This is a genomic window from Brevibacterium sp. H602 (assembly GCF_051172395.1).
GTDB lineage: Bacteria > Actinomycetota > Actinomycetes > Actinomycetales > Brevibacteriaceae > Brevibacterium.
Map to the genome: position 1 here is coordinate 1 of NZ_JBPIZD010000030.1, position 26,078 is coordinate 26,078.

At 65.5% G+C, this 26,078-nt stretch carries 18 protein-coding genes; 13 read left to right on the top strand and 5 right to left on the bottom strand.

The features are described from left to right. Positions 1-15: 15 nt before the first annotated feature. The gene (locus tag ACSBQT_RS16410) at positions 16-3,423 is read right to left on the bottom strand and encodes a bifunctional proline dehydrogenase/L-glutamate gamma-semialdehyde dehydrogenase (RefSeq protein ID WP_435002111.1); all 3,408 of its coding nucleotides are present in this window, start codon (positions 3,421-3,423) and stop codon (positions 16-18) included. Positions 3,424-3,577: 154 nt separating this feature from the next. On the opposite strand from ACSBQT_RS16410, the gene ACSBQT_RS16415 reads away from it, so the two are divergent. The 5 genes from ACSBQT_RS16415 (at position 3,578) to ACSBQT_RS16435 (ending at position 9,750) form a co-directional block, all read left to right on the top strand. Continuing rightward, positions 3,578-5,119 carry an FCD domain-containing protein gene (locus ACSBQT_RS16415; protein ID WP_435002112.1) on the top strand — a complete coding sequence of 514 codons (1,542 nt, stop codon included), beginning with the start codon at positions 3,578-3,580 and terminating at the stop codon, positions 5,117-5,119. A 51-nt stretch (positions 5,120-5,170) separates the two neighbouring features. Beyond that, entirely contained in the window at positions 5,171-5,782 is a 612-nt protein-coding gene (udk, locus tag ACSBQT_RS16420) for a uridine kinase (protein ID WP_173156285.1), read from the top strand. Between the two features lie 86 nt (positions 5,783-5,868). Then, the gene (locus ACSBQT_RS16425; protein ID WP_435002114.1) at positions 5,869-7,479 is read left to right on the top strand and encodes a DUF222 domain-containing protein; all 1,611 of its coding nucleotides are present in this window, start codon (positions 5,869-5,871) and stop codon (positions 7,477-7,479) included. Positions 7,480-7,668: 189 nt separating this feature from the next. After that, the gene (locus tag ACSBQT_RS16430; RefSeq protein ID WP_435002115.1) at positions 7,669-8,133 is read left to right on the top strand and encodes a hypothetical protein; all 465 of its coding nucleotides are present in this window, start codon (positions 7,669-7,671) and stop codon (positions 8,131-8,133) included. Between the two features lie 714 nt (positions 8,134-8,847). Further along, positions 8,848-9,750, top strand: a complete 903-nt coding sequence (locus ACSBQT_RS16435; protein WP_435002116.1) for a hypothetical protein — start codon at positions 8,848-8,850, stop codon at positions 9,748-9,750. Between the two features lie 45 nt (positions 9,751-9,795). Here the strand turns inward: ACSBQT_RS16435 and ACSBQT_RS16440 are convergent, their stop codons facing one another. Then, on the bottom strand, positions 9,796-11,736 hold the full coding sequence (locus ACSBQT_RS16440) for an FAD-binding monooxygenase (RefSeq protein ID WP_435002117.1): 1,941 nt from the start codon (positions 11,734-11,736) through the stop codon (positions 9,796-9,798). A 45-nt stretch (positions 11,737-11,781) separates the two neighbouring features. Next, the gene (locus tag ACSBQT_RS16445) at positions 11,782-13,185 is read right to left on the bottom strand and encodes an MFS transporter (RefSeq protein WP_410710871.1); all 1,404 of its coding nucleotides are present in this window, start codon (positions 13,183-13,185) and stop codon (positions 11,782-11,784) included. A 118-nt stretch (positions 13,186-13,303) separates the two neighbouring features. Here ACSBQT_RS16445 and ACSBQT_RS16450 point away from each other — a divergent pair, with 118 nt between their 5' ends. From ACSBQT_RS16450 to ACSBQT_RS16475, 6 genes are read left to right on the top strand one after another with little or no spacing between them, the layout of a single operon-like run. After that, positions 13,304-14,794: a fumarylacetoacetate hydrolase family protein gene (locus tag ACSBQT_RS16450; RefSeq protein ID WP_435002118.1), complete on the top strand. Its 1,491-nt coding sequence runs from the start codon at positions 13,304-13,306 to the stop codon at positions 14,792-14,794. Then, a complete protein-coding gene (locus ACSBQT_RS16455; protein WP_167194155.1) occupies positions 14,755-15,495 on the top strand; it encodes a GntR family transcriptional regulator in 741 nt (246 codons plus the stop codon). The genes ACSBQT_RS16450 and ACSBQT_RS16455 overlap by 40 nt, the downstream gene beginning before the upstream one ends. Beyond that, positions 15,492-16,997 (top strand): 5-carboxymethyl-2-hydroxymuconate semialdehyde dehydrogenase, encoded by a 1,506-nt coding sequence (gene hpaE / locus ACSBQT_RS16460; RefSeq protein ID WP_181270999.1) that lies wholly within the window; start codon positions 15,492-15,494, stop codon positions 16,995-16,997. Before ACSBQT_RS16455 ends, hpaE begins: the two co-directional genes overlap by 4 nt. Positions 16,998-17,004: 7 nt before the next feature. Beyond that, a complete protein-coding gene (hpaD, locus tag ACSBQT_RS16465; RefSeq protein ID WP_410710868.1) occupies positions 17,005-18,141 on the top strand; it encodes a 3,4-dihydroxyphenylacetate 2,3-dioxygenase in 1,137 nt (378 codons plus the stop codon). An 11-nt stretch (positions 18,142-18,152) separates the two neighbouring features. Then, positions 18,153-18,938, top strand: a complete 786-nt coding sequence (locus tag ACSBQT_RS16470; protein WP_410710867.1) for a fumarylacetoacetate hydrolase family protein — start codon at positions 18,153-18,155, stop codon at positions 18,936-18,938. Then, on the top strand, positions 18,923-19,711 hold the full coding sequence (locus ACSBQT_RS16475) for an HpcH/HpaI aldolase family protein (RefSeq protein WP_410710866.1): 789 nt from the start codon (positions 18,923-18,925) through the stop codon (positions 19,709-19,711). The genes ACSBQT_RS16470 and ACSBQT_RS16475 overlap by 16 nt, the downstream gene beginning before the upstream one ends. A 60-nt stretch (positions 19,712-19,771) precedes the next feature. Here ACSBQT_RS16475 and ACSBQT_RS16480 read toward each other — a convergent pair whose 3' ends face one another. Further along, positions 19,772-21,688 carry an LPXTG cell wall anchor domain-containing protein gene (locus tag ACSBQT_RS16480; protein ID WP_410710865.1) on the bottom strand — a complete coding sequence of 639 codons (1,917 nt, stop codon included), beginning with the start codon at positions 21,686-21,688 and terminating at the stop codon, positions 19,772-19,774. A 916-nt stretch (positions 21,689-22,604) separates the two neighbouring features. Between ACSBQT_RS16480 and ACSBQT_RS16485 the strand changes: the two genes are divergently transcribed. Further along, entirely contained in the window at positions 22,605-23,846 is a 1,242-nt protein-coding gene (locus ACSBQT_RS16485) for a PrsW family intramembrane metalloprotease (protein ID WP_435002119.1), read from the top strand. A gap of 9 nt (positions 23,847-23,855) precedes the next feature. Further along, entirely contained in the window at positions 23,856-25,046 is a 1,191-nt protein-coding gene (locus ACSBQT_RS16490; RefSeq protein ID WP_410710863.1) for a MarP family serine protease, read from the top strand. A gap of 24 nt (positions 25,047-25,070) precedes the next feature. On the opposite strand, the gene ACSBQT_RS16495 is transcribed toward ACSBQT_RS16490, so the two are convergent. Then, positions 25,071-26,012: an endonuclease/exonuclease/phosphatase family protein gene (locus tag ACSBQT_RS16495; protein WP_410710862.1), complete on the bottom strand. Its 942-nt coding sequence runs from the start codon at positions 26,010-26,012 to the stop codon at positions 25,071-25,073. Positions 26,013-26,078 lie beyond the last annotated feature (66 nt).

Sequence of the window (26,078 nt, forward strand, 5' to 3'; positions counted from 1 at the left end):
GCCGTCAGGTAGCAATTAGGAGGTGAGGGTGGCGGCGAGCTCGTGGAAGTAGCGGCTCGGGTTGCCGAAGCGGTGCAAGGTCATTGACACCGCCTGCTCCTGCACGAAGTACCGCAACTCCACCCGCCCCGAGGTGGTCACCGGCTCATCGATGATCGCGACCTCCGGGCGAGGCGCGGCCGCGGCGAGCAGCTCGTCCTCGAACCGGCCGAGGACGCGGATGCGGGCACCCACCGTGTCGTCGTAGCGACCCCGTCCGACCATCTCGGCGAACTCGGCGGCCGACTCCGTGCGGGCGGGAACCCCGGCGTTCGTCACGGCGATCTTCACCTCGGCCGGCACATCCTCGGCGACGGACAGCTGCACCGTCGACCCCACCGTGGTGGCGGCGTGGAGGGAGCGTTCGAGATCGAACAGGCTCGCCTCGGCGGTGACGCGCAAGGTGACCGGACGGGGACGGTAGCGGAAGATGTTCGCCTCCGCGCTCAGTCCCGTGTGGTCCTTCGCCGCACCGAATTCGGCTTCGAACCAGCGCCTGTCATCGGCCTTGGCCGCCTCAAGGTCCTGGTTGCCGGCATCGGCGAAGTGGCCGAAGAGCATGAGGTAGTTCGGGCCGCCGGCCTTCGATCCCAGGCCGACCGACGACTGCTTCCAGCCGCCGAACGACTGCCGACGCACGATCGCACCGGTGATTCCGCGGTTGACGTAGGCATTGCCGACCTCGACGCGGTCGAGCCAGGTGGTGACCTCCTCGGGATCGAGGGAATGGATGCCGCCGGTGAGGCCGAAGTCCACGGCATTCTGGAACTCGATCGCCTCATCGAGGTCCTTCGCATGCATGAGACCGAGCACCGGACCGAAGACCTCGGTGAGGTGGAAGAACGAACCGGGCTTGACCCCGTCCTTGATTCCCGGGCTCCACAGGCGCCCCGAATCGTCGAGCTGCTTGGGCTCGAGCAGCCAGGATTCGCCGGGTTCGAGCGACGTCAGCGCCCGACGCAGCTTGTCCGAGGGATCCTCGGTCAGTGGGCCCATGGTCGATGCGAGGTTCGACGGCCAATCGACGACCATCGACGAGGCGGCATCGATGAGCTGGCGACGGTAGCGCTCAGAATCGTAGGTCGATCCCACCATGATGCCCAACGAGGCGGCCGAGCACTTCTGCCCGGCATGTCCGAAGGCCGAGTACACGAGGTCGGCCATGGCGAGGTCCCGGTCCGCCGCCGGGGTGATGACCAGGGCGTTCTTGCCCGAGGTCTCCGCATTGACGTGGAGTTCGGGTCGGAAGGACTTGAACATCGCCGCGGTCTCCGAGGCACCGGTGAGGATGACCCGGTCGACATCGGGATGCGAGACGAGGTGCTGGCCGAGTTCCCGCTCGACCGGAGCGCACAGCTGCAGCACGTCCTTGGGCACGCCGGCCTGCCACAGGCAGTCGATGATGAGCGCCGAGCAATGCGGGGTCGGCTTCGACGGCTTATGGATGACCGCGGATCCGGCCGCCAGCGCCGCCACGGTGCCGCCGGTGGGAATGGCCACGGGGAAGTTCCACGGGGGAGTGATGACGACCATCTCATCGGGAGTGAAGGTCGCGCCCTCAAGGTTCTCGAGCTCGAGTGAATTCAGCGCGTAGTAGCGGATGAAGTCGATGGCCTCGGAGACCTCGGGATCGGACTGCGACGGCATCTTGCCGACCTCGGCGGCCTCGACGGCGATGAACTCACCGCGACGGGCAGCGAAGATGTTCGCGGCCCGGTGGAGGACCTCGGCGCGACCGGCGGCGCCGAGGGCCCGCCAGTCGGCAGCCGCGGCACGACCGCGGGCGATCATTTCATCGAGGTCATCCGTGGATTCGACCTTGGGCGCGTTCGGGCGGTCGTCGAGGTAGCCGGGGGCGGTCGCCTCGGCGATGATGCTGCGCACCCACTCCTGGTTGGCCGGAAGGGACGGGTCGGTGTCGGGTTCATTGAAGAACTGGGTCGGCACCACGGTCTCACCGAGTGTTTCGGTCGACCGGTTCTGGTGACGGTTCGGGGCCGGAGCGGTCTCGCCCTCGTCCTCGAGGATGGATTCGAGCTGGTTGACCGACGCGGTGAACCGATCGGCTTCGCGCTTGAACACGTCGTTGCCGTTGGCGAGGTCGAAGATGCCGGACATGAAGTTCTCGGACGCAGAGTTCTCTTCAAGCCTGCGCACGAGGTAGGAGATCGCGACGTCGAACTCCTTCGGATGAACGGCCGGAACGTAGAGGAGGAGGTCTCCGACGTCCTCGGTCACGGCGGCGGCCTGCTCGCTGGCCATGCCCTGGAGCATCTCGAATTCGACGCGGTCGGTCACGGAGCGTTCGACGGAGAGGTGGTGGGCGAAGGCGATGTCGAAGAGGTTGTGGCCGGCCACGCCGATGCGCAGGCCCTTCATCCGCTCCCGGGTGAACAGCCAGTGCAGGACCCGCTTGTAGTTCGCATCCGTGGACTGCTTCGAATCGCATGTCGTCGCAGGCCAGCCCGCGATTTCGGCGTGCACGGTCTCCATCGCGAGGTTCGCGCCCTTGACGAGGCGGACCTTGATCCCGACCCCTCCGTTCTCGACACGACGGGAAGCGAATTCGCTCAGCCGCTGCACCGCACCGAGCGCATCGGGCTGGTAGGCCTGGATGACGATTCCGGCCTCGAGATCCTTGAACTCCGGTTCGGAGAGCAGACGCGTGAACACCGCGATCGTCAGCTCGAGGTCCTGGTACTCCTCCATGTCGAGGTTGACGAACTTCGCGCCGGTCGGGGCTTTCGCGGCCTGCTGGTAGAGGGGACGGAGGCGGTCGACGACATAGTCGACGGTCTCGTCGAACGCCCACATCGAGATCTGCGAGGCCACGGAGGAGACCTTCACCGACACATAGTCGACATCGTCGCGGGCGAGCAGCCGGTGGGTCTGCTCCAGGTGGTTGTCGGCTTCGCCGTCACCGAGCACGGCCTCGCCGAGGAGGTTGATGTTGAGCCGATGGCCGTCGGCGGTGAGGGCGGCGACGGTCTTGCCGAACTGCTTGTCCCGGGCGTCGACGACCATGTGGCCGACCATCTGACGCAGGCGGGTGCGGGCAGCGGGCACGACGACCTGCGGGGCGATCTTGGCCAGTGCGGCACCGGCCTTGATCTGTGCACGGTCGAGGTAGGACATCGTCTCGGGTGCCAGCTTGCCGACCTCGGCCAAGGCGTCGGCGGCGGCGTGGACGTCATCGGTGCGCACGACCCGATCGACGAACCCGACGGTGAAGTCGAGGCCGTTGTCGTCGGAGAGGACGGCGGAGAGGCGTTCGGCCGCGGGGTTCTTCGCCGTGGTCATCGACGTCGACACTCGCAGCCACCTGCGGACGGTGTCGATCGACTGGGCAGTGAGCGTGGCGAGGTCGGTTTCGGTGTGCAGCAACTGTGCTCCTTCGGTGCTCGGATTCGGTGCTCTCACGCGTCGGCGCTGACCGTGGAACCTGGGTGTGAGATCAGTATGCGCCGCCGAAATCCGGGGGTGAAGAGGCGGAGCCGACCGCTGGGAATGTTTGAGTCAGAAGTCCTAAGATAGAGGGATGTATTCCGCTGAGTTCCGCCGTGACGCCGTGACGCTCCTGACGACGTCGACCCTCGCCGAGGCGGCCGCGCGCACGGGTGCATCACCGGCGACCCTGCGTCGTTGGGCGAGTCGGTCCGACCTCGAAGATCGTCCCCGCAGCGGCCGCCCGCCGATTCAGGAGACCGCCGACCGGGTCGTCGAAGCCCTCGTCGCGACCGCGGGGGCCAGGATCTCCGGACGGGACTATTCGACCCGTGCTCTGGCAGAGGCGACGGGGTTGAGTCAGAGCATCGTCTCCCGTTCCGTGCGGGCACTGACGATCCCCGTCACCGAGGTGGCCGGCGGCTCGGAACTCATCCTCGCCGCCAGTGGGTTTCCCCTCGTCATCGTCGGTATTCGCAGAAACGATGCAGGTGGGGACGGCGGTCAGGGAGAGCCTGCGACGATCGTGCCGCCTCGGCGAATTCAGAGGCGCATCGCGGGAATCACCGCGGCCCTGCGCACCGCGGGCGTCGGGCGGTGGGCGCAGCGCTTCGACAGCGAGCATCGGCAGGTGCCCACCGCCGAACTGCTCGCCCTGCTTCACGGTGACGGTGCCTTCCTCGTCTTCGACCCCCTCGGCGAGGTTCCTGACGACCTGTCCGACGGTGCGGGTGCCCGGGTGAGGGCGTGCGCGGATTTCGATGATTTCGTCGCCGCACTCAAGAGCCGCCTCGGCGAGTGTCAGGACATTCCCGGGTCCCTGCTCGATCTGCTCGCCGACCGCGTCCGGAACGGACTCGAAGGTGTGCTGTGGTGGGAATCGGTTCCCTACGAGCCTCAGAGAAGTTCCATTACTTCTGACTCAATGGAGATATCATCGTGGCTGCCGAAGGAGACTCGCTCGATTACCGAGCACCTGGCGATCGCCTTGCGCGAGGAGATCATCGACTCCGGCTACGAACCCGGAGACCGGATCAATCCGCGCCTGCTCTCACGACGGATGCAGGTGCCCAGGGCCTCGGTCGATGCAGCGCTGCGAAGGATGGTCGATGACAAACTGCTCGACGGATCCCGCGGCGGCGCGCGGATTCCTCTGATCACGACCGTCGACGTGCTCGACCTCTACGCCGCGCGCATGGCCATCGGGGAGGTTGTGCTCAGGTCCCTGGCGCTGCGTCCGCAGCGTTACCTCGTGCCCGTGCAGCTGGCCCTGCGGCAGGTCGAAGCCTCGGCGCCGACGCGCAGCGGAATCGATGTCGAGGACGCCGACCTCCATTTCCAACAGGAGCTGGCCCGTGCTTCGGGCCTGCGGGAATCGGCGCGTGCCTTCGAAGCCCTGACTCTGCGGCTGCGCCTGTTCATCTCCATTCTGCAGCTCGACTACTCACCGGCCAGCGACCGCATCGTCAGTGACGATCGGGCCATGTTCCGTGCGCTCAGCAGGACGGATGCGAAGACGGCGATCGAGGTCTGGCGCGGCAAGGTCGACAATGCGGTGAGACATATGGCCGGTCTGCTGGGCCGGCGGCGCTTCGACCAGGAGCTGTGGACCCAGCTGACCCGCAGCCTCGGGTGAGTACGGAAGCCGGGAGCAGCCTCGGCGGAGGTCGTGGTCTATATTTGTGCCGTGGAGACTTTGGTTGTGGGCGTGGCCGGCGGAACCGGCAGCGGAAAGACGACGCTGACTCAGGCGCTGTTGGACAAGTGCGAAGGACCGCCGTCCGTGCTCTTCCACGACAACTACTACAAACGGCGCGACGAGCTCACCTACGAGGAGCGCGAGAAGGTCAACTACGACGATCTCGATGCCTTCGACAATGACCTCTTCGTCGACCATCTGACCGCGCTGCGGAACTCCGAGGCGGTCGACAGTCCCGTCTACGACTTCTCGATCCACAACCGCAGCGACGAGACGACGCGCGTCGAACCCGCGCCGGTCATCATCGTCGAAGGCATCCTCATCTTCGCCGAACCGCGCATCTGCCAGCTGCTCGACATCAAGCTCTTCGTCGACACCGACGCCGATGTGCGCCTGCTGCGCCGGATCAAACGCGATGTCGTCGACCGCGGGCGGACGCTGCAGTCGGTGGAGGACCAGTACTTGGGCACGGTCAAGCCGATGCACGAACTCTACGTCGAGCCGTCGAAGCGCAATGCCGACCTCATCATCCCCGACGGCGGTCACAACATCGTCGCCATGGACATGATCCTCAACCGTATCCAGCGCGGAGTCGGCTGAAGCTGAAATAGGGTCTGACCTGGGCGTACTGGGTCATACGGCGCCGTTCGCGCAGTCGTGTCAGTGCCGACGGGTACCGTTTTCATATGGACGTCGACTCCGCACGGGAACCAGCGCCGGTTCCGGATCCGCTGACCGAGATCGCTCGGTTCGGTGAGCTCCTGCGCGGTCTCGACCCAGGCGGTACCGAGGCAGAGACACTCGAGCGGATCACTGCGCTCGAAGAACTCAGGTCTGCCGTCGTCGCCGCACAGTCGCGGGAGGCAGTGGCGTTCGAAGCGCTGCGCATCGAGCGGGACCGGCTCAACCGGGTGCCCGCGCTCGACTGCGGAAAACGTGCCGGAGACGAGATCGGGCTGGCGAAGAAGGTCTCGCCCGGATCGGGGCGGAAGTTCCTCAGCACCGCCCGCTCGATCGTCATCGGCATGCCCAATACCTTCACAGCCCTGTCCAAGGGGGAGATCTCCGAGGACAAGGCGCGCATCATGGTCGATGAGACCGCGGTCCTTGCTGCCGCCGATCGGCGCAAGGTCGACACGCGGATGAAGCGCAGTCTGGAACCGAGCGGGCTGCGCAGCCTGCGGGCCGAAGTGCGTGCGCTCAGCGCGGAGATGGACGCCGAGGCGGCCGCGAAGCGGGCAGCGAAAGCCGAGTCCAATCGTCGCGTGAATCTGACCGTGATCGACGACGGGATGGCCAGGATCTCTGCGATCCTGCCGCTGACTCAGGCCGTCGCCGCCTATGAGAGTCTCCGGGCCGGCGCCGAGTCGGTCACTGCCGCCGGTGACGCGGGCGGGCGGAATCGCCAGCAGGTGCTCGCCGATACCTTCGTCGAACGATTGAGCGGCCAAACGAGTGCGACGGCGGTGCCCGCGGAGATCCATGTGCTCGTCGAGGCCGAATCCCTGCTCTCGGACGGGCCCGTACCGGCCTGGCTGCCCGGATTCGGGCCGCTGCCGGCGCAGACGGCACGGAAGTTCATCGCCGCGAACGAAGCAAAGATGTTCATCAGCCGGATCTTCACTCGTCCCGACGACGGGCAGCTTGTGGGGATGGATGCGAAGAGTCGGGAATTCACCGGCCGACTGCGGCAGATGATCACCTTCCGCGACGATGTGTGCCGGACACCGTGGTGCGATGCGCCGATCCGGCATGCCGATCATGCCGTTCCCGTTGCCGCTGGCGGAGCCACCACCTGGGAGAACGGTTCAGGGCTGTGTGCATCCTGCAATTACGCGAAGGAACATCCCGGGTGGAAGCACGAGGCGACAGCCGAAGGGGTTCGCGTCACCACGCCGAGCGGACGATCGTACGAGGTGACCACTCCCGCGGTGGTCCGCCGCATGCGGTTCCCGCGTCCCGAGGCGGTGTCCGAACCGGGTGGTTCGCCGCCGGGGCCGGATTGGCGGCAGACCTTCTCCCGTTTCCTCGAACCGCAGCGAGATGAACAGACACCGCGGGACGACTCGCCTCCGTCGGGTGAGGAACCTCGTACACAGAGGGAGTTTCCGATCGAATTCCAAACGATCGCCCCGAGCTTCGTCCTGCCCGACCAGCTGCCGCCGCGGTACTGCACCCGTGCCGAGAAGATCGCCGAGTGGCGCAGACGCAATGCGCACCGGCGGCCGACCGCAAGGGACTGCGGAGGCAGCTCGGTCGAGCAGGAATTGGTGCAGGCTGTCTACGGGTCGGACTGAGCCACGAGTCGGATCTGGAACACGTGTCGGATCTGGAACATGGCGGGAACATCTGTCACATGGATACTGCAGAGAATCGTGGTTATGGACAGGGCGGGTGAACACGACAGCACACCACTGACGACTGCGCGGGGGCGAAGTCTCAACCTCGTGGCGCGTGTGCTCCCCTTAGGGGCGGTGGCGTGTTGGGTGATCACGATCTTCGTGCCGGTCCTCGACAGTGGAGGCCCTGGCTCGATGCGAATCCGCGTGACATCGCTCGGGTTCTCGCCGATCGACATGAATGACCTCGACGAGGTCTACCTCGTGCTCTGGATCGTCATTGTCACCGGAGCGTTCACCGCCTGGCTGCTCTCCGCATCGAAGTGGTGGTCGATCGCGGCCATCGTCCTTGGCACAGTGCTGGGGTTGCGTCTCCTGCAGATGGTCGCCGACCCGCCGATCATGATGTGGGACGGGCAGACGGCCAATGGCACGCCCACCGGCGGCATGGAAGTTGCCTATCCCGCGGCCGGGTTCGGCCTCTGGGTGCTCGGGAGCCTTCTGTTCTTCGCCGCCGGAATCTGTGGTCTGGTCGCCGCCGCCCAACAGGACCACTATCGCCGTGAAAGGATCAAACGCTGCATGTCGAAGCGCCATGGTCCCGCCGAGTGAGGCTCGCCCCGCGACGGTGCGAGTCGCGGACGGCAGATGGCTGCTGCGATCCGCCCAAGCGCTGTCTCTGTCTGCCCTCTGCTTGTGGATCGTCATGCTGTGGGTGCCAATCTGCGCCAGTCCTGAGGACACCTCCGAATCACCGCACCCGCCGCTCATCATCGTCACTGCCCTCGGTGGAGCGCCATTCGACCTCGAAGAAGCTCGTATGCCGTACATCCTGGTCGCACTCGGGGTCTTCGCGTGCGCAGCTTCTGCCTTACTCCTCACCGTCCGGTCTCAGCCAGATATGCACCCGTGGCCGGACGTCGTCGCACGTATGTGGTCCGTCGGCACCCTCTTTCTGAGTCTCTGTGCGTTCCTTGTCCTGGCCGACTGCTAACGAATCTGCCGACGATCATGTGGGACGCCGTCGACGATCAGGGGCGGCCGATCTTCGGGACGGTCGTCGCACAACCGTCGATGGGCGCAGGGCTGTGGCTCATCGGCTGTCTCTGTCTGCTGGCAGCGGGAGTCTGCGGCCTCCTCGGCGACGTCAGGCGGAGGAGGGCTGCACCCGTTCACCACGCAAACTCGAGAATCACCCCATGGCCCCGAGGGAACCGAACGCACCGCCTCGCGCAACGGTTGCCGTGGGTCGCGTTGGCCTGCTGGGTGCTGATGATCTGGGTACCGCTTTTCGACAGCGGCGACCATGGTGATGATCGACTCACGGTGACATCGCTCGGACGGGTACCCTTCGATCTCGCCGACCTCACCCCGGAAATCATCCTGCCCTGGGTGGTCGTTCTCGTCTGCGCAACTACCGCGAAACGGTTCGACACCTTCGCCCACTGGCCTCTTCTGTCGGTGGCAGCCGGAGTCGGCCTGTTCATCCAGCAGGCGACGATGGTCACCGATCTTCCGCGAGAGCGGGTGACCAGCACCGATGCCGCTGGCGAAAAGCTCAGTGCCTTCATCGTCGGGTATCCGTCAGAGGGCCACTATCTCTGGACGATCGGCTGCCTTGCACTCGTTGCCGCAGGCATCAGCGGACTCCTCAGCAATCGGCGGCGGATAGTTCGGCAGAGGCAGCGGCAGATGCAGCGGCAGGCAACGCGTCCGCCGGAAAAGATCATTCGCCGACGCCAACGCAAACTGCAGCAGCTGGCCCGGCTGCTGCCTTTCATCGCGGTCACCATGTGGATCGCCACGATCTTCATCCCCGTCGTCGACAGCTTCAACGGCGTCGGCCCTCGCATCCGATTGACCTCGCTGGGGGACTTGACGTTCGATGACGGCGGTGAAGTGCTGCCGCCTTTCATTCTCCTCTGGGCGATTGTGGTCGGCTTTGCCGCGCTCGGCCTCGGCTTCGCCGCTGACCAGTGGTGGAACGTGGCGGCCGTGCTCATCGCCGCGCTCATCGTCCTCATCTTCGTCGCCATCCTTCTCAACCCTCCGACGATTATGTGGGACGGTCAGCTGCCCGACGGCACGCCGATCGGGGGCATGGAAGTTGGACGGCCGTCCTTCGGCTTCGGACTGTGGCTCATCGGAGCAGCCTCACTCGCCGCGGCCGGTATCTGCGGATTCGCGGCAAATGCACAGCGCCCCCGACACACGGTCGAGGGCGCTTGAGTCTCAGCGAACCGAAATTCGACTGAGGGCGGAAAGCGGGCTGTATCACTTCACGGGTTCGAAGACCTTCGCGAAGTAGTCGCCGATCTCGGAGTGCGCATCCAAGGGGAAGATTCCGGAGACGTACTGGTCGGGGCGGACCACGACGACGGCGCCGTCGCGGCTGATCTCACGGGCCTCGAAGATGTCCTCATCGGGCAGGGTCGCGTAGATCCTCTCCACGTATTCAAGATCGAAGGCGCCGATATTCGGGCGGAAGACCGTCGGCACATCGGGAAAGGCGAACTCCTTGTGTTCCTGCTGGTAGATGACGCTGAGTTCGACGAGGGCGTCGAGGTCCTCACCGTCCCGGCGGTAGGCGACCAGGGGAGAGGCAGGATCCGATTCGAGCCACGCAGCCAGCGCCGCCACTCTCGACTCGCCGGCTGCGCCGTCGCCACTGGCGGAGCCGCCGACAACCGGAGCGGCCCGATCGGCGAAGACATAGACCCTCCAGCGACCGTCGGCGCGGGCCTCATGCCCGAGGTGGATGAAGTTCGCATCGCAGCTGCGCTTGACCCGAGCCGACTTGAATCGCTTGCCGATCGGGAATCCGGCTGCGAGCTCCTGATGAGTCGTCGGCGTCGTGATCATCGACTCCGTGTACTCGGTCATGAAACCTGCCGGGAACTCCGCGGTCTTGACGTAGAAGTCCTCAAGGTAAGTCTTGTCCGGCAGCTCCTCCTGCGGAGTCGCCATGAGCGTCGACCATTCCTTGTCGAACTCAATGAGGTTCTTCGCCGCCACCTGACGTTCGGCCGAGTAGGTGCGCAGCAGTCCCGTCGATGACCGTCCGGAGATGACCTGACCGAGCTTCCACGCGATGTTGAAGCCGTCCTGCATCGACACGTTCATTCCCTGACCGGCTTTCGCCGAGTGAGTGTGGCAGGCATCGCCGGTGATGAACACGCGCGGACACTGAGAATCGGGCGCGGTCTCGTCGGTGTCGTCGAAGGCGTCGGTGAGCCGGTGCCCGACCTCGTAGACCGAATGCCAGGCCACGTTTTTCACATCGATGCTGTAGGGCGAGATGATGGCATTCGCCCGGCGGATGATCTCGTCGATGCTCGTCGACCGCACCTTGCGCGCATCATCCTCGGGCACCTCGCCGAGATCGACGTACATCCGGAACAGATGCCCGCCCTCGCGGGGGATGTGGAGGATGTTTCCGTGCTTCGACGAGATCGCGCACTTGGTGCGGATGTCGGGGAAGTCGGAATTCGCGAGCACATCCATCACGCCCCAGGCGTGATTGGCCTGGTCACCGGACATCGTCCGGCCGATCGACGACCGGACCTTCGACCGGGCACCGTCGCAGCCGACGACATAGCCGGCGCGGATGGTGCGTTCCTCCCCGGCACGCTCGCCGGCCGTATAGCGGACGGTGACGGATACCGGATGATCCTTCGCCGAGGCGGTCGCGGCGTCCTCGTCGACCGTGAGGTCGACGAACTCGATCCCATAGTCGGGCGTGATCTTGCCGGGGGACTGGGCGGCGAACTGGGCGAAGTAGTCGAGCACGCGTGCCTGGTTGACGATGAGGTGCGGGAATTCGCTGATGCCGTGCTCGTCATCCTTGGGCCGACCGGTGCGGATGATGTTCTCGGGGTTCTCCGGATCCGGATTCCAGAACGCCATCTCAGTGATGTGATAGCCCTCGCGCATGATCTCCTCGGCGAAGCCGAACGCCTGGAAGGTCTCGACAGAACGGGCCTGGATGCCGTCGGCCTGACCGATGACCAGCCGCGAATCGCGCTTCTCGATCATCCGCGTGTTCACGTGCGGGTACTGCGACAGCTGAGCCGCCGCGATCATCCCCGCGGGGCCGCTGCCGACGATGAGGACATCGACCTCATCGGGCAGATCCTCTGCGCGCTCGACCCCGTAGCCAGCGGCTTCTTCGATCCGCGGGTCCGCGGACACGTAGCCGTTCTGATGGAAATGCATGTCAACCTCCGGTTCGTGACACGTCGTCGTGATGTTTGAATGCTATCAGTTCATATACGATCTGGTGTCGGCGAGGTGGTGCCGGTCACCGTCATCGCTGGTCACCTGCGGCGACCCGATCCCGATGATCGGGCTCACTGACTGTTCGTCCTCGTGGTCTGGGCCCAGCGGAATGCCGGTGCGATCGCGCAGCAGCAGGGTTGCGGCGAGGGCGAGCACGGCGACGACGCCCAGGTACACCGCCACCGAGGCGGTCGTTCCCGTCGACGACACGAGTCCCTTCGCGATCGTCGGAGCAAAGGCGCCGCCGAGGATGGAGCCGATCGCGTAGGACACCGAGACTCCGGAGAAGCGGACGCTGGAGGGGAACAGCTCGGCGTACATCGCCGGCTGCTGACCGTAGGTGAAGCCCAGGCCGACCGTGAGGACGACGAGGCCGAGCAGGAGCATGCCCACCGAGCCGGTGTTGACCAGCGGGAACAGGGAGAAGATGCCCGCGAGCAGGAGGATCCAGCCGAGGATGTAGGTGTTCCGGCGTCCGATCTTGTCCGAGACGGCTCCCGCGATGATCGTGAAGACCAGCCAGGACACCGCCGAGGCGGCGACGGCCCAGAGCACGGGACCGCGCTCAAGGCCGATGGGTCCGGCAGGATCCGTGGCGTAGTTCTGGATGTATCCGCCGGTGGTCATGTACCCGGCGGCGTTGTTGCCCATGAATACGAGTGAGGCGAGGATGACGAGCAGCCAGTGGCTCTTGATGAGCTTGCCCAGCGGGTTCGTGACCTGTTCCTTGCGCTCGGCGATCTCGTGGAATACGGGGGATTCCTCGACTCCGCGGCGGATCCAGTAGCCGACGAAGACGAGCACGATGGAGAGGAAGAACGGCACCCGCCAGCCCCATTCGAGGAAGGCATCGCCCGGGGCGATCGACGTCATCAGAGCGAGCACGCCCGAGGACAGCAGGAGGCCGATGGACACGCCGATCTGCGGGAAGGAACCGCGCAGTCCGCGTGACTTCTCATCCGCGTGTTCGACGGCGAGCAGAACGGCGCCGCCCCATTCGCCGCCGGCCGAGATTCCCTGGACGATGCGCAGCGCGATGAGCAGGATCGGAGCCAGGACGCCCGCGGATTCGAAGGTCGGCAGGAAGCCGATGAGCGCGGTTGCCGCGCCCATGGCGATGAGGGTGATGATGAGGACCACCCGGCGGCCGAGCTTGTCACCGAAATGTCCGGCGAGGAATGCGCCCAGAGGGCGGAAGAGGAAGCTGATCCCGACCGTCGCGAAGGCGACCATGGTCGAGAGCGTCGATCCGAGCGGGCCGAAGAAGAGCTCGTTGAAGATCAGTCCCGAGGCCGCCGCATAGAGGAAATAGTCGTACCATTCGATGCTCGTGCCGACGATCGTCGCGAACGCCACCCGGGTCTGAGTGTGCTTCTGTGCTGCCATGACTCCTATGTCCTGTCGTGCGTCCAGGCCGCATTCTCTGTGGCCTGGATTACTTGTTCTCGGGAACCGTATCATATACGATCTGTGGTGAAGCCAACCGAAATGAGGTGTGAGATCGATGTCGACTCCAGCAGGTGTTCCGACCCGTCCGGGCAAGATCATTGCCGTTCATGTGGCCTACGAGTCCCGTGCGGCACAACGGGGAAAGCGCCCCGCCCAGCCGTCGTACTTCCTCAAAGCGGCCAGCTCCGTCGCCGCCTCCGGCCAGACCATCGAACGCCCCGCAGGCACCTCGCTGCTCGCCTTCGAGGGTGAGGTCGCCATCGTCATCGGCGCCCCCGCCCGCAACGTCACCGAGGCCGAGGCCTGGTCGTATGTGGCCGGCGTGACCGCGTCGAACGACTTCGGCCTCTACGACATGAAGACCCCCGACAAGGGATCGAACGTGCGCTCGAAGAGCCGTGACGGATACACCCCGCTGGGTCCCGAACTCATCCCCGCCGCCGAGACGGCCCCCGACTCCCTGCGCCTGCGCACCTGGGTCAACGGCGAGATCGTCCAGGACGACGGCACGCGCGCCGATCAGCTGATCTTCACCCTCCCGCGCATCGTTGCGGACCTCAGTCAGCACCTCACCCTCGAGCCCGGCGACGTCATCCTCACCGGCACCCCTGCCGGATCCTCCGTCGTCGCCCCAGGCGACACGGTCGAGGTCGAGGTCACGGCCGCCTCGGCGAACGGGGAAGAGCTGAGCTCAGGACGACTGACCACCACGGTCGTCGACGGCCCCGGAGACTTCGACGAGGACCTCGGCAGCCTGCCCGCAGTGAACGAAGCACTCACCGTCGATGCCTGGGGCTCACGCGAAGCCGCCGGACTCGCCCCGGAGGGCGATGCCGATGACACTGCCGCGACGGCACTCGGCGATGACCTCATCGCCAAACTCACCGAGGCTCCGACCGCGGGTCTGTCGGCTCAGCTGCGGTCGCGCGGACTCAACAACGTCGTCATCGAAGGTGTGGCCCCGCTGAAGCCGGGCGCGAAGATCGTCGGCACCGCGAAGACGCTGCGCTTCGTGCCCAACCGCGAAGACCTGTTCAAGTCCCACGGCGGCGGTTACAACGCACAGAAACAGGCCTTCGACTCGATCCGCCCCGGCGAGGTCGTCGTCATCGAGGCCCGCGGCGAATCCGGCTCTGGCACCCTCGGCGACATCCTCGCCCTGCGCGCGAAATCACTCGGCGCCGCCGGCGTCGTCACCGACGGGGGAGTCCGCGACTCCGCCGAGGTGGCCGAGATCCTGCCCGTGTTCTCCACCGCGAAGCACCCCGCCGTGCTCGGCCGCAAGCACGTGCCGTGGGAATCGGACGTGGCCGTGGCCTGCGGAAACGCCACCGTCCTGCCCGGCGATGTGATCGTCGCCGATGACGACGGAGCCATCGTCATCCCTCGTGGTCTCGTCGAAGAAGTCGTCGACGCGGCACTGGCGAAGGAGATCGAGGACGGCTGGGTGGCCGAACAGGTCGCCGCCGGCAACCCGATCGAAGAGCTCTTCCCGCCCAAGGGCGAATGGAAGGCGAAATTCGACGAGTGGAAGGCCTCACGGTGACTGCGACTGCGTCCCTGAGCAAGGCCGAGACCGCCTACCGGTGGATCCGCGAACGCGTCGCCGACCAGACCTATCAGCCCGGGCACAAGCTCGTGCTCGCGCAGATCGCACTCGAACTCGACACCTCAGTGGTGCCGGTGCGTGAGGCCATCCGCCGGCTGGAAGCCGACGGGCTCGTGACCTTCGAACGCAACGTCGGGGCCCGCGTGGCCATGGTCGACCAAGGGTCCTACACCCAGTCGATGGAAACGGTCGCGATCCTCGAGGCCGCGGCCGTCGCCCAAGCACAGGGCCACCTCGGCGTCGATGATCTCGATGCTGCGGAGCAGATCAACGATCGGATGCGGGCTCTGCTCGACGATTTCGAACCGGCCGAGTTCACTCGGCTCAACCACGAGTTCCACGAGATGCTCTACCGGCGCTGCCCGAACGAGCGGCTGTGCACCCTCGTCGAACTCGAATGGGACCGGCTCAACCACCTGCGGGATTCGACGTTCTCCTTCGTCCCCGAACGGGCACTCGAGTCGGTGGAGGAGCACTCCCGCATCGTCGCCCTCATCCGGGCTCGCGCCTCGGCGCAGGAGGTCGAACGGGCCGTGCGCGAGCACCGCTCGGCCACTCTGCGCAGCTTCCAGAACTCCCAGACGACCACAGCCCCAAGCACGGATTTGATTGCAGATTCACGAAAGGACAAGTCATGACACAGTCCACCACCCCGCCGGCAGGTATGCCGGAGAAGATCCGCCACTACATCGGCGGAGAATTCGTCGACTCCGTCGACGGAGACGAATTCGACGTGCTCAACCCGGTGACGAACGAGCCCTACATCAAGGCCGCCTCGGGCAAGAAAGCCGATATCGAAGCCGCCGTCGCAGCGGCGAAGCAAGCCTTCGACGAGGGCCCGTGGCCGCGGATGCTTCCGCGTGAACGCGCCCGCATCCTCAACAAGATCGCCGACATCGTCGAATCCCGCAAGGACGAACTCGCCGCGATGGAGTCCTTCGACTCCGGGCTGCCGATCACCCAGGCCAAGGGCCAGGCGGCGCGCGCGGCGGAGAACTTCCGCTTCTTCGCCGACCTCATCGTCGCCCAGGTCGACGACGCCTTCAAGGTTCCCGGCCGCCAGGCGAACTACGTCAACCGCAAGCCCATCGGCGTGGCCGGACTCATCACCCCGTGGAACACCCCGTTCATGCTCGAGTCCTGGAAGCTGGGACCGGCGATCGCGACCGGCAACACCGTCGTGCTCAAACCCGCAGAGTTCACCCCGCTCTCGGCCTCCCTGTGGCCGGGCATCTTCGAAGAGGCCGGACTGCCCACCGGTGTGTTCAACATGGTCAACGGCTTCGGCGAGGAGGGCTTCGCCGGCGACTCGCTCGTCAAGCACCCCGACGTGCCGCTCATCTCCTTCACCGGTGAGTCGAAGACCGGCCAGACGATCTTCGCCAATGCCGCCCCCTGGCTCAAAGGCCTGTCGATGGAGCTCGGCGGAAAGTCCCCGGCCGTGGTCTTCGCCGACGCGGACATCGAGGCTGCCGTCAACGCCACGATCTTCGGCGTCTTCTCCCTCAACGGGGAGCGCTGCACCGCCGGTTCGCGCATCCTCGTCGAGCAGTCGATCTACGATGAATTCGTCGAGCGCTATGCCGCTCAGGCGGGGCGCGTGAAGGTCGGCCTGCCCTCGGATCCCGCCACCGAGGTGGCTGCGCTCGTCCACCCCGAGCACTATGAGAAGGTCATGTCCTACGTCGAGATCGGCAAGTCCGAGGCCCGCCTCGTCGCCGGCGGCGGACGCCCCGAAGGCTTCGAAACCGGAAACTTCGTCCAGCCGACCGTGTTCGCCGATGTGCAGCCCGACGCGCGGATCTTCCAGGAGGAGATCTTCGGCCCCGTCGTCGCCATCACCCCGTTCTCCTCCGACGAGGAGGCCCTGGAGCTGGCGAACAACACGAAGTACGGTCTGGCCGCCTATATCTGGACCTCGGACCTCAAGCGCGCCCACAACTTCTCCCAGGCCGTGGAGTCGGGAATGGTGTGGCTGAACTCGAACAACGTCCGCGATCTGCGCACCCCCTTCGGCGGCGTCAAGGCCTCGGGACTCGGCCACGAAGGCGGCTACCGGTCGATCGACTTCTACACGGAACAGCAGTCCGTGCACATCAACCTCGGCGAGGTCCACAACCCTGTCTTCGGAAAGCAGTGAAGCAGCCATGACCAAACGCACTGATATGACCCGGACCTCGGCCGGCTATTTCGTCAGCCAGGAGACGGGCATCTCCACCGACAACCCCATCGCCACTCCGCAGGTGAGCCCGCCCGACATCCTCCGCTGTGCCTATATGGAACTCGTCGTCACCGACCTCGCCGCGTCGCGGGAATTCTACGTCGACGTGCTCGGACTCTACGTCACCGAAGAGGACGAGAACACGCTCTACCTGCGTTCGACGGAGGAGTTCATCCACCACAATCTCGTCCTGCGCAAGGGCGAGGTCGCCGCCGTGGCTGCGTTCTCCTACCGGGTGCGCAGCCCGGAAGAGCTCGACAAGGCAGTAGCCTTCTACACGGAACTCGGCTGCGATGTCCGACGCAATCCCGACGGCTTCGTCAAGGGCGTGGGCGACTCCGTGCGCGTGGTCGACCCGCTCGGCTTCCCGTACGAGTTCTTCTACCAGTCCGATCACGTCGAACGCATGTCGTGGCGCTACGACCTGCACATCCCCGGCGAACTCGTCCGCCTCGACCACTTCAACCAGGTCACCCCGGATGTGCCGCGGGCCGTGAAGTACATGCAGGACCTCGGCTTCCGCGTCACGGAGGACATCCAGGACGAGGAGGGCACGGTCTACGCCGCGTGGATGCGCCGCAAGTCCACCGTCCATGACACGGCGATGACCGGTGGCGACGGACCGCGCATGCACCATGTCTGCTTCGCCACCCATGAGAAGCACAACATCCTCTCCATCTGCGACAAGCTCGGTGCCCTGCGCCGGTCCGACTCGATCGAGCGCGGACCCGGCCGCCATGGCGTCTCGAACGCGTTCTACCTCTACCTGCGCGACCCCGACGGTCACCGCGTCGAGGTGTACACGCAGGACTACTACACCGGCGACCCGGACAACCCGGTCATCACGTGGGACGTCCACGACAATCAGCGCCGCGACTGGTGGGGCAACCCCGTCGTGCCGTCCTGGTACACGGACGCGTCCCTCGTCCTCGATCTCGACGGCAACCCGCAGCCCGTGCACGCCCGCACGGACGATTCGGAGATGGCCGTGACGATCGGTGCCGACGGGTTCTCCTACACCCGCGCGGATGAGAATGAGGGCAAGCTGGGCAACCAGCTCTGAAAGGAATCCACATGCTCGATGAGGCAACGATCGCGGCCATCGCCGACGATCTCGCGGAGGCGGAGCGGACTCGGTCGAAGATCGGTCTGCTGACCGCGCAGTATCCGGATATGACGGTCGAGGACTCCTATGCGGTGCAGAACGAATGGCGCCGTCGCGGTGAAGCCGCCGGCCGTCGACTCTACGGTCACAAGATCGGGCTGACCTCGAAGCCGATGCAGCAGGCCACCGGCATCACCGAACCCGACTACGGAGCGATCTTCGCCGATCAGGTCTATGACACCGGGTCCGTGATCGATCATTCGCAGTATTCGGGTGTGCGCATCGAGGTCGAACTCGCCTTCGTGCTGCGTGACGAACTGCGCGGACCCGATGTCAGTCTCTTCGACGTCCTCCGGGCCACCGAGTACGTCGTTCCCGCCCTCGAGGTCCTGTCCTCGCGCATCGAGATGGAGGGGCGCACGATCGTCGACACCATCTCGGACAACGCGGCACTGGGGGCGATGGTCCTCGGCGGCCGTCCCGTCGCCGTCGATGCCGTCGACCTGCGTCGGGTGAACGCCCTGCTCTACCGCAATGAGACGATCGAGGACTCCGGAGTGGCTGCCGCCGTCCTCGACCATCCGGCCCGCGGAATCGTGTGGTTGGCGAACAAACTCGCCGAACACGGAGATGTGCTGCAGGCCGGAGAGACCGTGCTCGCCGGATCGTTCACCCGCCCCATGTGGGTGCATCCCGGCGACACCGTCCACGCCGACTACGGAGAGCTGGGAGTCATCACATGCCGTTTCGAGTAGAACTGCCGGAGACCTTCGCCGACCGTGTGGCCGGCCTCGGCGACGGCGAGTACCTGGCCGGGATGTGGGTGTGCTCGGGTTCGCCCGTGGCCGCCGAGATCGCTGCCGCCTCGGGAATGCAGTGGGTGCTCATCGACGCCGAGCATTCCCCGATCGGACTCGAGACCACGACGAGTCTGCTGCGTGCGATGAACGGCTACCCGGCGACCCCCGTCGTGCGGGTGCCGGTCAACGACACGGTGCTCATCAAGCAGTACCTCGACCTCGGCGCGCAGAATCTGCTCGTGCCGATGGTCGATACGAAATCCGACGCCGAGGCGGCTGTGGCGGCCGTCCATTATCCGCCGAAGGGTGTGCGCGGGGTCGGTTCGGCCCTGGCCAGGGCCTCCCGGTGGAATGCCGTGGACGGGTACCTGGGTCGTGCCGAGGAGTTCGTGTCCCTGACGGTGCAGATCGAATCGGCGACCGCAGTGGACAACGCCGCCGAGATCGCCGCGGTCGATGGAGTCGACCAGATCTTCGTCGGGCCCTCCGACCTGGCTGCGTCGATGGGACTGCTCGGACAGCAGACCCATCCGGATGTCACCGATGCGGTGGCCAGGACCTTCGAGGCGGTGAAGGCTGCCGGCAAACCCGTCGGTGTCAACGCCTTCGACCCCGAGCAGGCACGGAAATACCTGGAAGCCGGAGCCTCCTTCGTCCTCGTCGGAGCCGATGTCGGCCTGATGATGAATGGCGCCCGCGCCTGGGCCGACACTTGGGTTCAGGACTGAACTCACCTCACCCCCGACCGTGCACCTGCGGTCGGGGGTGACGTGTATTCACCGACAGTTTCAGTCCTTCTCGCGGCGGCTGCCGGAGATCAACAAGATCGTTGAGCCGAGTCCGACGAGGACGATGCCCAATCCGATGAGCATTCCGTTTCCGGTTGTGCCGGTGCGAGGCAGTTCGGGCGCCGGGGCTGCGGGTGACTCAGGAGCCTCGGCGACAGGTTCGACCGGTGGGGTCTCGGGCTTCTCGGGGGCCTCGGGCTGTTCCGGCTGCTCGGGGGGCGTGCTCGGCTGCTCCGGCTGTTCCGGTGGCGCCGGCGGTGTGCTCGGCGTCTCCGGTGGTGCCGGGGGAGTGGACGGCTTCTCCTCGGGCGGACGGTGCACGGTTTCGGCGGGGACGCCCCAATCGCTTGTCCACTCCGCGTTGACGTCGCTGCCCTCGATCGTCGTCACATAGGTGACCCAGCCGACGGGCATATCGATCGGCTCCGTGCTGATTTCGACGTGGCCCTTCTCGTCGGCGATGACGGTGAAGTCCTGCAAGGACAGCTCCGTGCCGTCGGGCTCCTTCGACTGCTCGGGTTCGGTCTCCACGTGGTAGGCGGTGATGGTGAGGACGGCTTCCGAACCCGGCCGCAGACCGGTCACAGCCACCTCGTCGTGGGTCGATGTGCCCTCAAGCACCGCTTCGGTGTCGGCGGTAGGAGTCCACGGGACGAATCCGGTCTCACGAGGTTGACCGTGGATTCCCTTCCATTCCTTCGTCGCCTTGTCCCCGGCAATCGTCTCGGTGAAGTACAGCCAGCCGCGGAAGTTCTCGGGCACGGTGACCTCACCGGACGTGTGGGTGCCGTTGCCGACGTCCTTCGAGGTCACGGTCCCGATTTCGCGAGCGTCGTCGTTCTTCGTGCCTTGCTTCGGTGCCGTCGCGGTCTGCCACAGGGTGTGTTCGACGGTGACGGTGTGGTCGCCGATGAGGCCGGAGACGGTGAACTCGTCGGTGACCGTTTCACCTGGTGTCGGCGTCTGATCGGAGATCTCGGTGTTCACCTTCGGTTGGGAACTGAAGTCCAGTGAAGCCTTGTCCGTGACGGAATCTGGGGTGTCCGGTGTGATGACTCGCTGTACCCGCGTGCCGGACGTCGGTTCGAAGACTCGCACGGTCTGCGGAGCGACCTTCGCCGAGGCGGCCACTGACAGAGCGCCGGGCGCGCTCGCCTGCAGTGTTGTCGTCACGGGTTCCTTCCCTGTGGTCAGGGCCTTCGGTGCTTTCGCAGTTCCAGCGGTCTTGAGAGTGACGGGAATGTCGGGGACCTGCGCTCCCGAGGCGCTGGTCAGCGAGATCTTCAGCGTTGCCTCGTCGGTGGGAATGCCGAGGATCTTGCCCTTGCCGGGGTCATCCTTGCCGGCATAGGGTTCGAGCACGGGCATGCGCATGACCGGCTCGAGGCTGATGTCGAGGGTGTAGGGGCCGGCCAACTTCTTGGCTTCGGCGAGGATCGTCGAGTGCTTCTTCGCGGCCGCCGCGAACTTCTTGCCGAGATCGGCCGGCTTCTGCGGCGGCACCTTGTGATCGTGGGGGAGCGCCTTGTCGAGGCGGGCCATCGCGCTCAGTGCGGCCTGCACATCCTTCGACGTCGAGCCGGCATATTCGTGCAGCGCCCACGCTGTGCGAGCCGAGGTGACCGTGTCGGCCTTCGCGTTCTTGAAGTACTTCGGCAGCGGAGACTTCTTGCCCGCATCGATGCAGTAGGCGGAGGTGTCAGGGAAGGTCCGGTAGGAGCCGTACCAGGTCTTGCCCTGTTTCGCATGGTGCCAGATGCCTGGTCCGTATGCGTTGGGAGCGGTGTGCACCGGAACCTCGCCGAGGCCGACCGGCGGTCCCGCGGCCATGGCCGGACCCAGCCCGATGAGCGAAGCGATTGTGAGGACGGTGAGCAGCAGCGCGGTGCGCAGTGATGCGAGTCTGAGAGTGATCATGGACCGATTCGACACGAGGAGCCTCTTGTCGCACTAGGGGAGGTTCGAGGGGCTGTGGATACTGCTTTGAGCATCCACAGGATGTGACGCGCGAGTGAGCGAGGTGCTGGTCGTCGGAAGGAGGGGAGTGGCCCCGGGGAGGAACGGCAGCCTCCGGCGCGTGTGGCAGGTGATGCCGACCGTCGGACGACGGTCGAATGGCCCGTGGAGTTTTCACCGTCGTCTGTTTCCTCCGCCGACATCGAGTCGACGAAACTGCGCCCGTCCACAGTCGAAAATGAATGAGTGGGGCGTAAGAAGTCGTTCGAAGAACGTGGCAGTCGGCTGAAGTGTTGCTGGACGGATACACGACGAGGCCGTCTGTGGAGGGCTTGGACTCTAGACTGAGGTGAGCGAATTTTCCCCCATTGCAGAAGGACAGACTATGTCGGCACAGAACGGTCCCGGTTCGCAGAGACCGCAGCCGCCCCAGGTGCAGGGCCCACCGAACCCGAACGTTCCCCCTGCGCAGGGACAGATGCCGCAGCAGGGTCAAGTGCCGCAGCAGAATCAGCCGCAGCAGAACCACGATCGATTCCGGCCTCGGCCGGAGGGATCGCAGCAACCGAATCCGCAGCAGGCGGGCCAGCAGCCAGGCGCGCCGAGGCAGCAACAGCCGCCCATGCCGCCGAACGGCCAGCCGATGATGCCCGGGCAGCCGCAGGTGCAGCCTGTTACCGGCCGCCCCATGCCGCCTCAGGGGCAGCCGATGCCCGGCCAACCTATGCCCGGCCAACCTATGCCCGGCCAACCCATGCAGGGCCAATCCATGCCCGGTCAGCCGGTGATGTATGCGCCCCCGCCTGCACAGGCTCGCGTCTATGCTCAGCCGCGGTTTGCCCCGACGGTGACGCAGGAGATGAGGATCCGCGCAGGAATGCAGGCACCTCAGCAGGTCGTCACCGACACTCCCTGGACCGGCGCCGTGCGGAAGGCACAACCGGAGGCCGCACCTGATTCGACGGGTAACATCGTTCGCCTGGTCGCCGCGATCCTCGTACTCGTCGGGCTTGTCATCGGACTGGCACTACTTGCCCTGCTCGGCGGACTGAGCTTCGGGGTCCGCCTCTTTGGACTCATCGGACTCGCAGCGATCCCTCTTCTCGGCATCATCGCCTATGTGCTCTGGCTCGATCGCTGGAGGCCCCAGCCGAAGCTGCTTTTGGGCATCTGCTTGCTCTGGGGTGCCGTCGCCTCGGTGATCCTCACCCTCGGCTTCTCACTCGTCGGCGAGGTCGCGCTCTATATGATCGGCATAAATGGAGTGCCCGACGTCATCGGTGCAGTCATTCAGGCTCCGATCCTCGAGGAATCGACGAAGACCGTTCTCCTGCTCGTCATCGTCCTCGCCGCCCGGCGCCACTTCGAAGGGCCCCTCGACGGGCTCGTCTACGGTTCACTCATCGGTGCGGGCTTCGCCTTCACAGAGAACATCCTCTACCTCGGCCAGTCGTGGAACGACGGCGAACTTCCGGGACTGGCAGTGACATTCGCCATGCGCTGCCTCGGATCGCCGCTGCTCCACACGGCGTTCTCAACCTGCGCCGGTGTATCCATCGGCCTTGCCGCCCGCAAATGGCCGTGGTGGTCACTCATCCTCATGTGGCTGCCCGGTCTCCTCCTCGGCATGATCCTGCACGGCTTCTGGAACGCCTCGATGACGCTCCTCGGTGTCCTCGGCCAAGCGACCCGTGATGTGATGGGCGGAATGCTTCCGCAGATCATTGGCCTCATCGTCCTCAGCGCCATCCTCTCCGCGGCCTGGGTCACTCTCGGGATCATCCTGCGCCGCAGCGAACGTATGCACACTCAGAACATGCTCGGCGACTATGCGAACTCCGGGTGGCTCACCCATGCTGAGGTCGACATGCTCGGCACCTGGAAGGGCCGGAAGAACGGCCGTGACTGGGCGAAGTCGTTCCCCGGCGGCAAGGAGGAGATGAAGACCATGATTCGCACCTCCGGCAAACTGTCGACGACGCGGATGCGCGTGCTCGCCGGAATCGGCGGCGAACAGGAACGCAAGATCGAACGGGCCGAACTCCAACAGTTCGCCGACGCCCGCGAACGCCTGCTCGCAGCCTCCAAACAGACCGTCTCCCAACAGCCGATGCGGTAAGTTCCAGCGGTGACGATCTTCGACATTCTCCTCATCGTCCTCGGCGTCGGGGCGCTCTTCGCCGGGTTCCGCCAGGGCATCATCACCGCCCTCGGAACCGCGGCGGGCTTCATCGTCGGCTGGATCCTCGGGCGCCTGCTCTCCCCGCTCGTCGAATCGCTGAGCGCCGGCACCGACGTCATGGACAACCAAGGCGTGCTCATGCTGCTGGCCTCGATGCCGTTGGTCCTCAGCGTGCTCTTCGCCTTCGCCGGCAGCGGCATCGGGGCGTGGATCAAGCACAATATGGACTCCGATCTCGGCCAGGGCATCGACGCCGTCGGCGGCACCGTCACCGCCGGAATCGTCTATGTCCTCGTCATCTGGCTCGCCGCCGGATTCATCCGCACCACCCCGCTCGTCGAACCCAACCGCTGGGTCGCCGACTCCGCCGTCATCGCCGCGATCGACCGCACTATTCCCTACTCCTCCCAGAATGCGCTGGGCGGACTGGCGAAGGGACTGAGCGCCTCCGGGTTCCCCCAGGTGTTCTCCGGGCAGCCCGAACAGATCCGGGGAGTCGGAGAACCCGACGAAGGTATGGTCGACGTCGGTCGCAGCGTCGAGGACTCGGTCGTCAAGATCACGACGACAGCCACCAGCTGCGCCACCGGTTCGGAAGGCTCCGGATTCGTGTACGAAGACGGACTCGTCGCCACCAACGCCCACGTCGTGGCCGGGTCGACGGAACTGGCCGTGCAGGTCGGGGGCAAGGGCAGGCCCTACCGCGCCGAGGTGGTCGAATTCGACGCCGAGGCCGACGTGGCCGTGCTCCGGGTGCAGGGACTCGATGCTCCCGCCCTCGACTTCGGCAACGGCCTCGGACCGGGCGACGACTCCGTCGTCGTCGGATTCCCCGCCAATGGTCCCTATACGATCTCACCGACTCGAGTACGAGAGAAGATCAATGCCCGCGGACTCGACATCTACGATTCGCAGTCGGTCGTCCGCGAGGTCTATGCCCTGCGCGGAATCGTGAGGGAAGGCAATTCGGGCGGCCCGCTCATCGATGCCGACGGAAACGTCGTCGGCATGGTCTTCGCTCGCTCCGCCACCGATGACGAAACCGGCTACGCCCTCACCCGAGCTGAGATCGCTGACGAACTCGACGCCGGTGCCGCCGAACGTGCACCGCAGCCGACAGGTCAGTGCACGAACTGAAACCAGTGCACGAACTGACCTCGGCTACTTGAGGTTGAGCCCGGCGAGGACGGCGCGGTGGTCGCTCGATCCGCGTTCGAGCACCTCGTCGGAGGTGGCGTCGAAACCACGGTAGAGAACATGGTCGAGCCGGGTGACGGGGAACTGGGACGGCCAGGTGAAGCCGAAACCGCCTCGGGCCTCTTCCCGGGTATCCTCCAGCGGCGGCACCAAGGTCTCCATATTGTTGTCCGTCGTCGCCGTGTTGAAGTCGCCGGCGATGACGACATGCTCGGCACCGTCGGTCTCCACTGTCGTGGCCAAGCGGCGCAGAGCGGCATTGCGCATCGATTCGTGGCCGGGGCGCACCGAAGGCATATGCACTGCGTAGAAGCGGATGTCACCGTGATCGGTCGAGATCGTGGTCGCGAACGCGCGCGGCCACTGCAGGCCCAGGTCGACCTCTTCGGGCTCCGACATCGGCCACTTCGACCACACGCCGATGGTGTCGACGACCTGCGAATGCTCGAACGAGGAGTCGAGCTCCTTGTGGATGATCTTGCCGGACAGGGACTCGAGCTCCTGGATCGTGACGATGTCCGGATCACGGTCGACGATGTTCTGCGCGGCCGCCGTGGGCTGCGGCATCCTCGCACCCACATTGTGGGTGGCCACCGTCAGGTCCGGATCACCGGAATCCTCATTCGGCAGCAGGGCGGGGCCGAACATCCCCGTCCACACGAGAGCAGGCACGAGGAATCCGATGGCCGAGAGCCACGAGAAGCGGATGAGGAACATGAGCAGCACCAGCGCGAGGAAGATTCCCGTCCACGGCAGTGCCGATTCGAGGATGAGCGCGATGCCCATCCGCGTCGGCAGCAGATTGTGGAGAAGCAGGAATGCCGCATAGAGGATCCCGAGGATCAATGCGGTGATGCCCTTCGCGGGGCTGTGCCTTCTGCGCGGTGTGGAATATGCCTGGTTCATCGATCAACGATCTTAACCGGGAAGTCTGGCCCCACGCTGGAAGCGACTTGCGACGCGGCTCACAGC

Excerpts from the sequence above, each read along its gene's own strand:
- ACSBQT_RS16415 (WP_435002112.1), top strand. The coding sequence starts at position 3,578 with ATGTATTCCGCTGAGTTCCGCCGTGACGCCGTGACGCTCCTGACGACG.
- ACSBQT_RS16425 (WP_435002114.1), top strand. The coding sequence starts at position 5,869 with ATGGACGTCGACTCCGCACGGGAACCAGCGCCGGTTCCGGATCCGCTG.
- ACSBQT_RS16440 (WP_435002117.1), bottom strand. The coding sequence starts at position 11,736 with ATGCATTTCCATCAGAACGGCTACGTGTCCGCGGACCCGCGGATCGAA.
- ACSBQT_RS16445 (WP_410710871.1), bottom strand. The coding sequence starts at position 13,185 with ATGGCAGCACAGAAGCACACTCAGACCCGGGTGGCGTTCGCGACGATC.
- ACSBQT_RS16450 (WP_435002118.1), top strand. The coding sequence starts at position 13,304 with ATGTCGACTCCAGCAGGTGTTCCGACCCGTCCGGGCAAGATCATTGCC.
- ACSBQT_RS16455 (WP_167194155.1), top strand. The coding sequence starts at position 14,755 with ATGGAAGGCGAAATTCGACGAGTGGAAGGCCTCACGGTGACTGCGACT.
- hpaE (WP_181270999.1), top strand. The coding sequence starts at position 15,492 with ATGACACAGTCCACCACCCCGCCGGCAGGTATGCCGGAGAAGATCCGC.
- hpaD (WP_410710868.1), top strand. The coding sequence starts at position 17,005 with ATGACCAAACGCACTGATATGACCCGGACCTCGGCCGGCTATTTCGTC.
- ACSBQT_RS16470 (WP_410710867.1), top strand. The coding sequence starts at position 18,153 with ATGCTCGATGAGGCAACGATCGCGGCCATCGCCGACGATCTCGCGGAG.
- ACSBQT_RS16475 (WP_410710866.1), top strand. The coding sequence starts at position 18,923 with ATGCCGTTTCGAGTAGAACTGCCGGAGACCTTCGCCGACCGTGTGGCC.
- ACSBQT_RS16480 (WP_410710865.1), bottom strand. The coding sequence starts at position 21,688 with ATGATCACTCTCAGACTCGCATCACTGCGCACCGCGCTGCTGCTCACC.
- ACSBQT_RS16485 (WP_435002119.1), top strand. The coding sequence starts at position 22,605 with ATGCAGGCACCTCAGCAGGTCGTCACCGACACTCCCTGGACCGGCGCC.
- ACSBQT_RS16495 (WP_410710862.1), bottom strand. The coding sequence starts at position 26,012 with ATGAACCAGGCATATTCCACACCGCGCAGAAGGCACAGCCCCGCGAAG.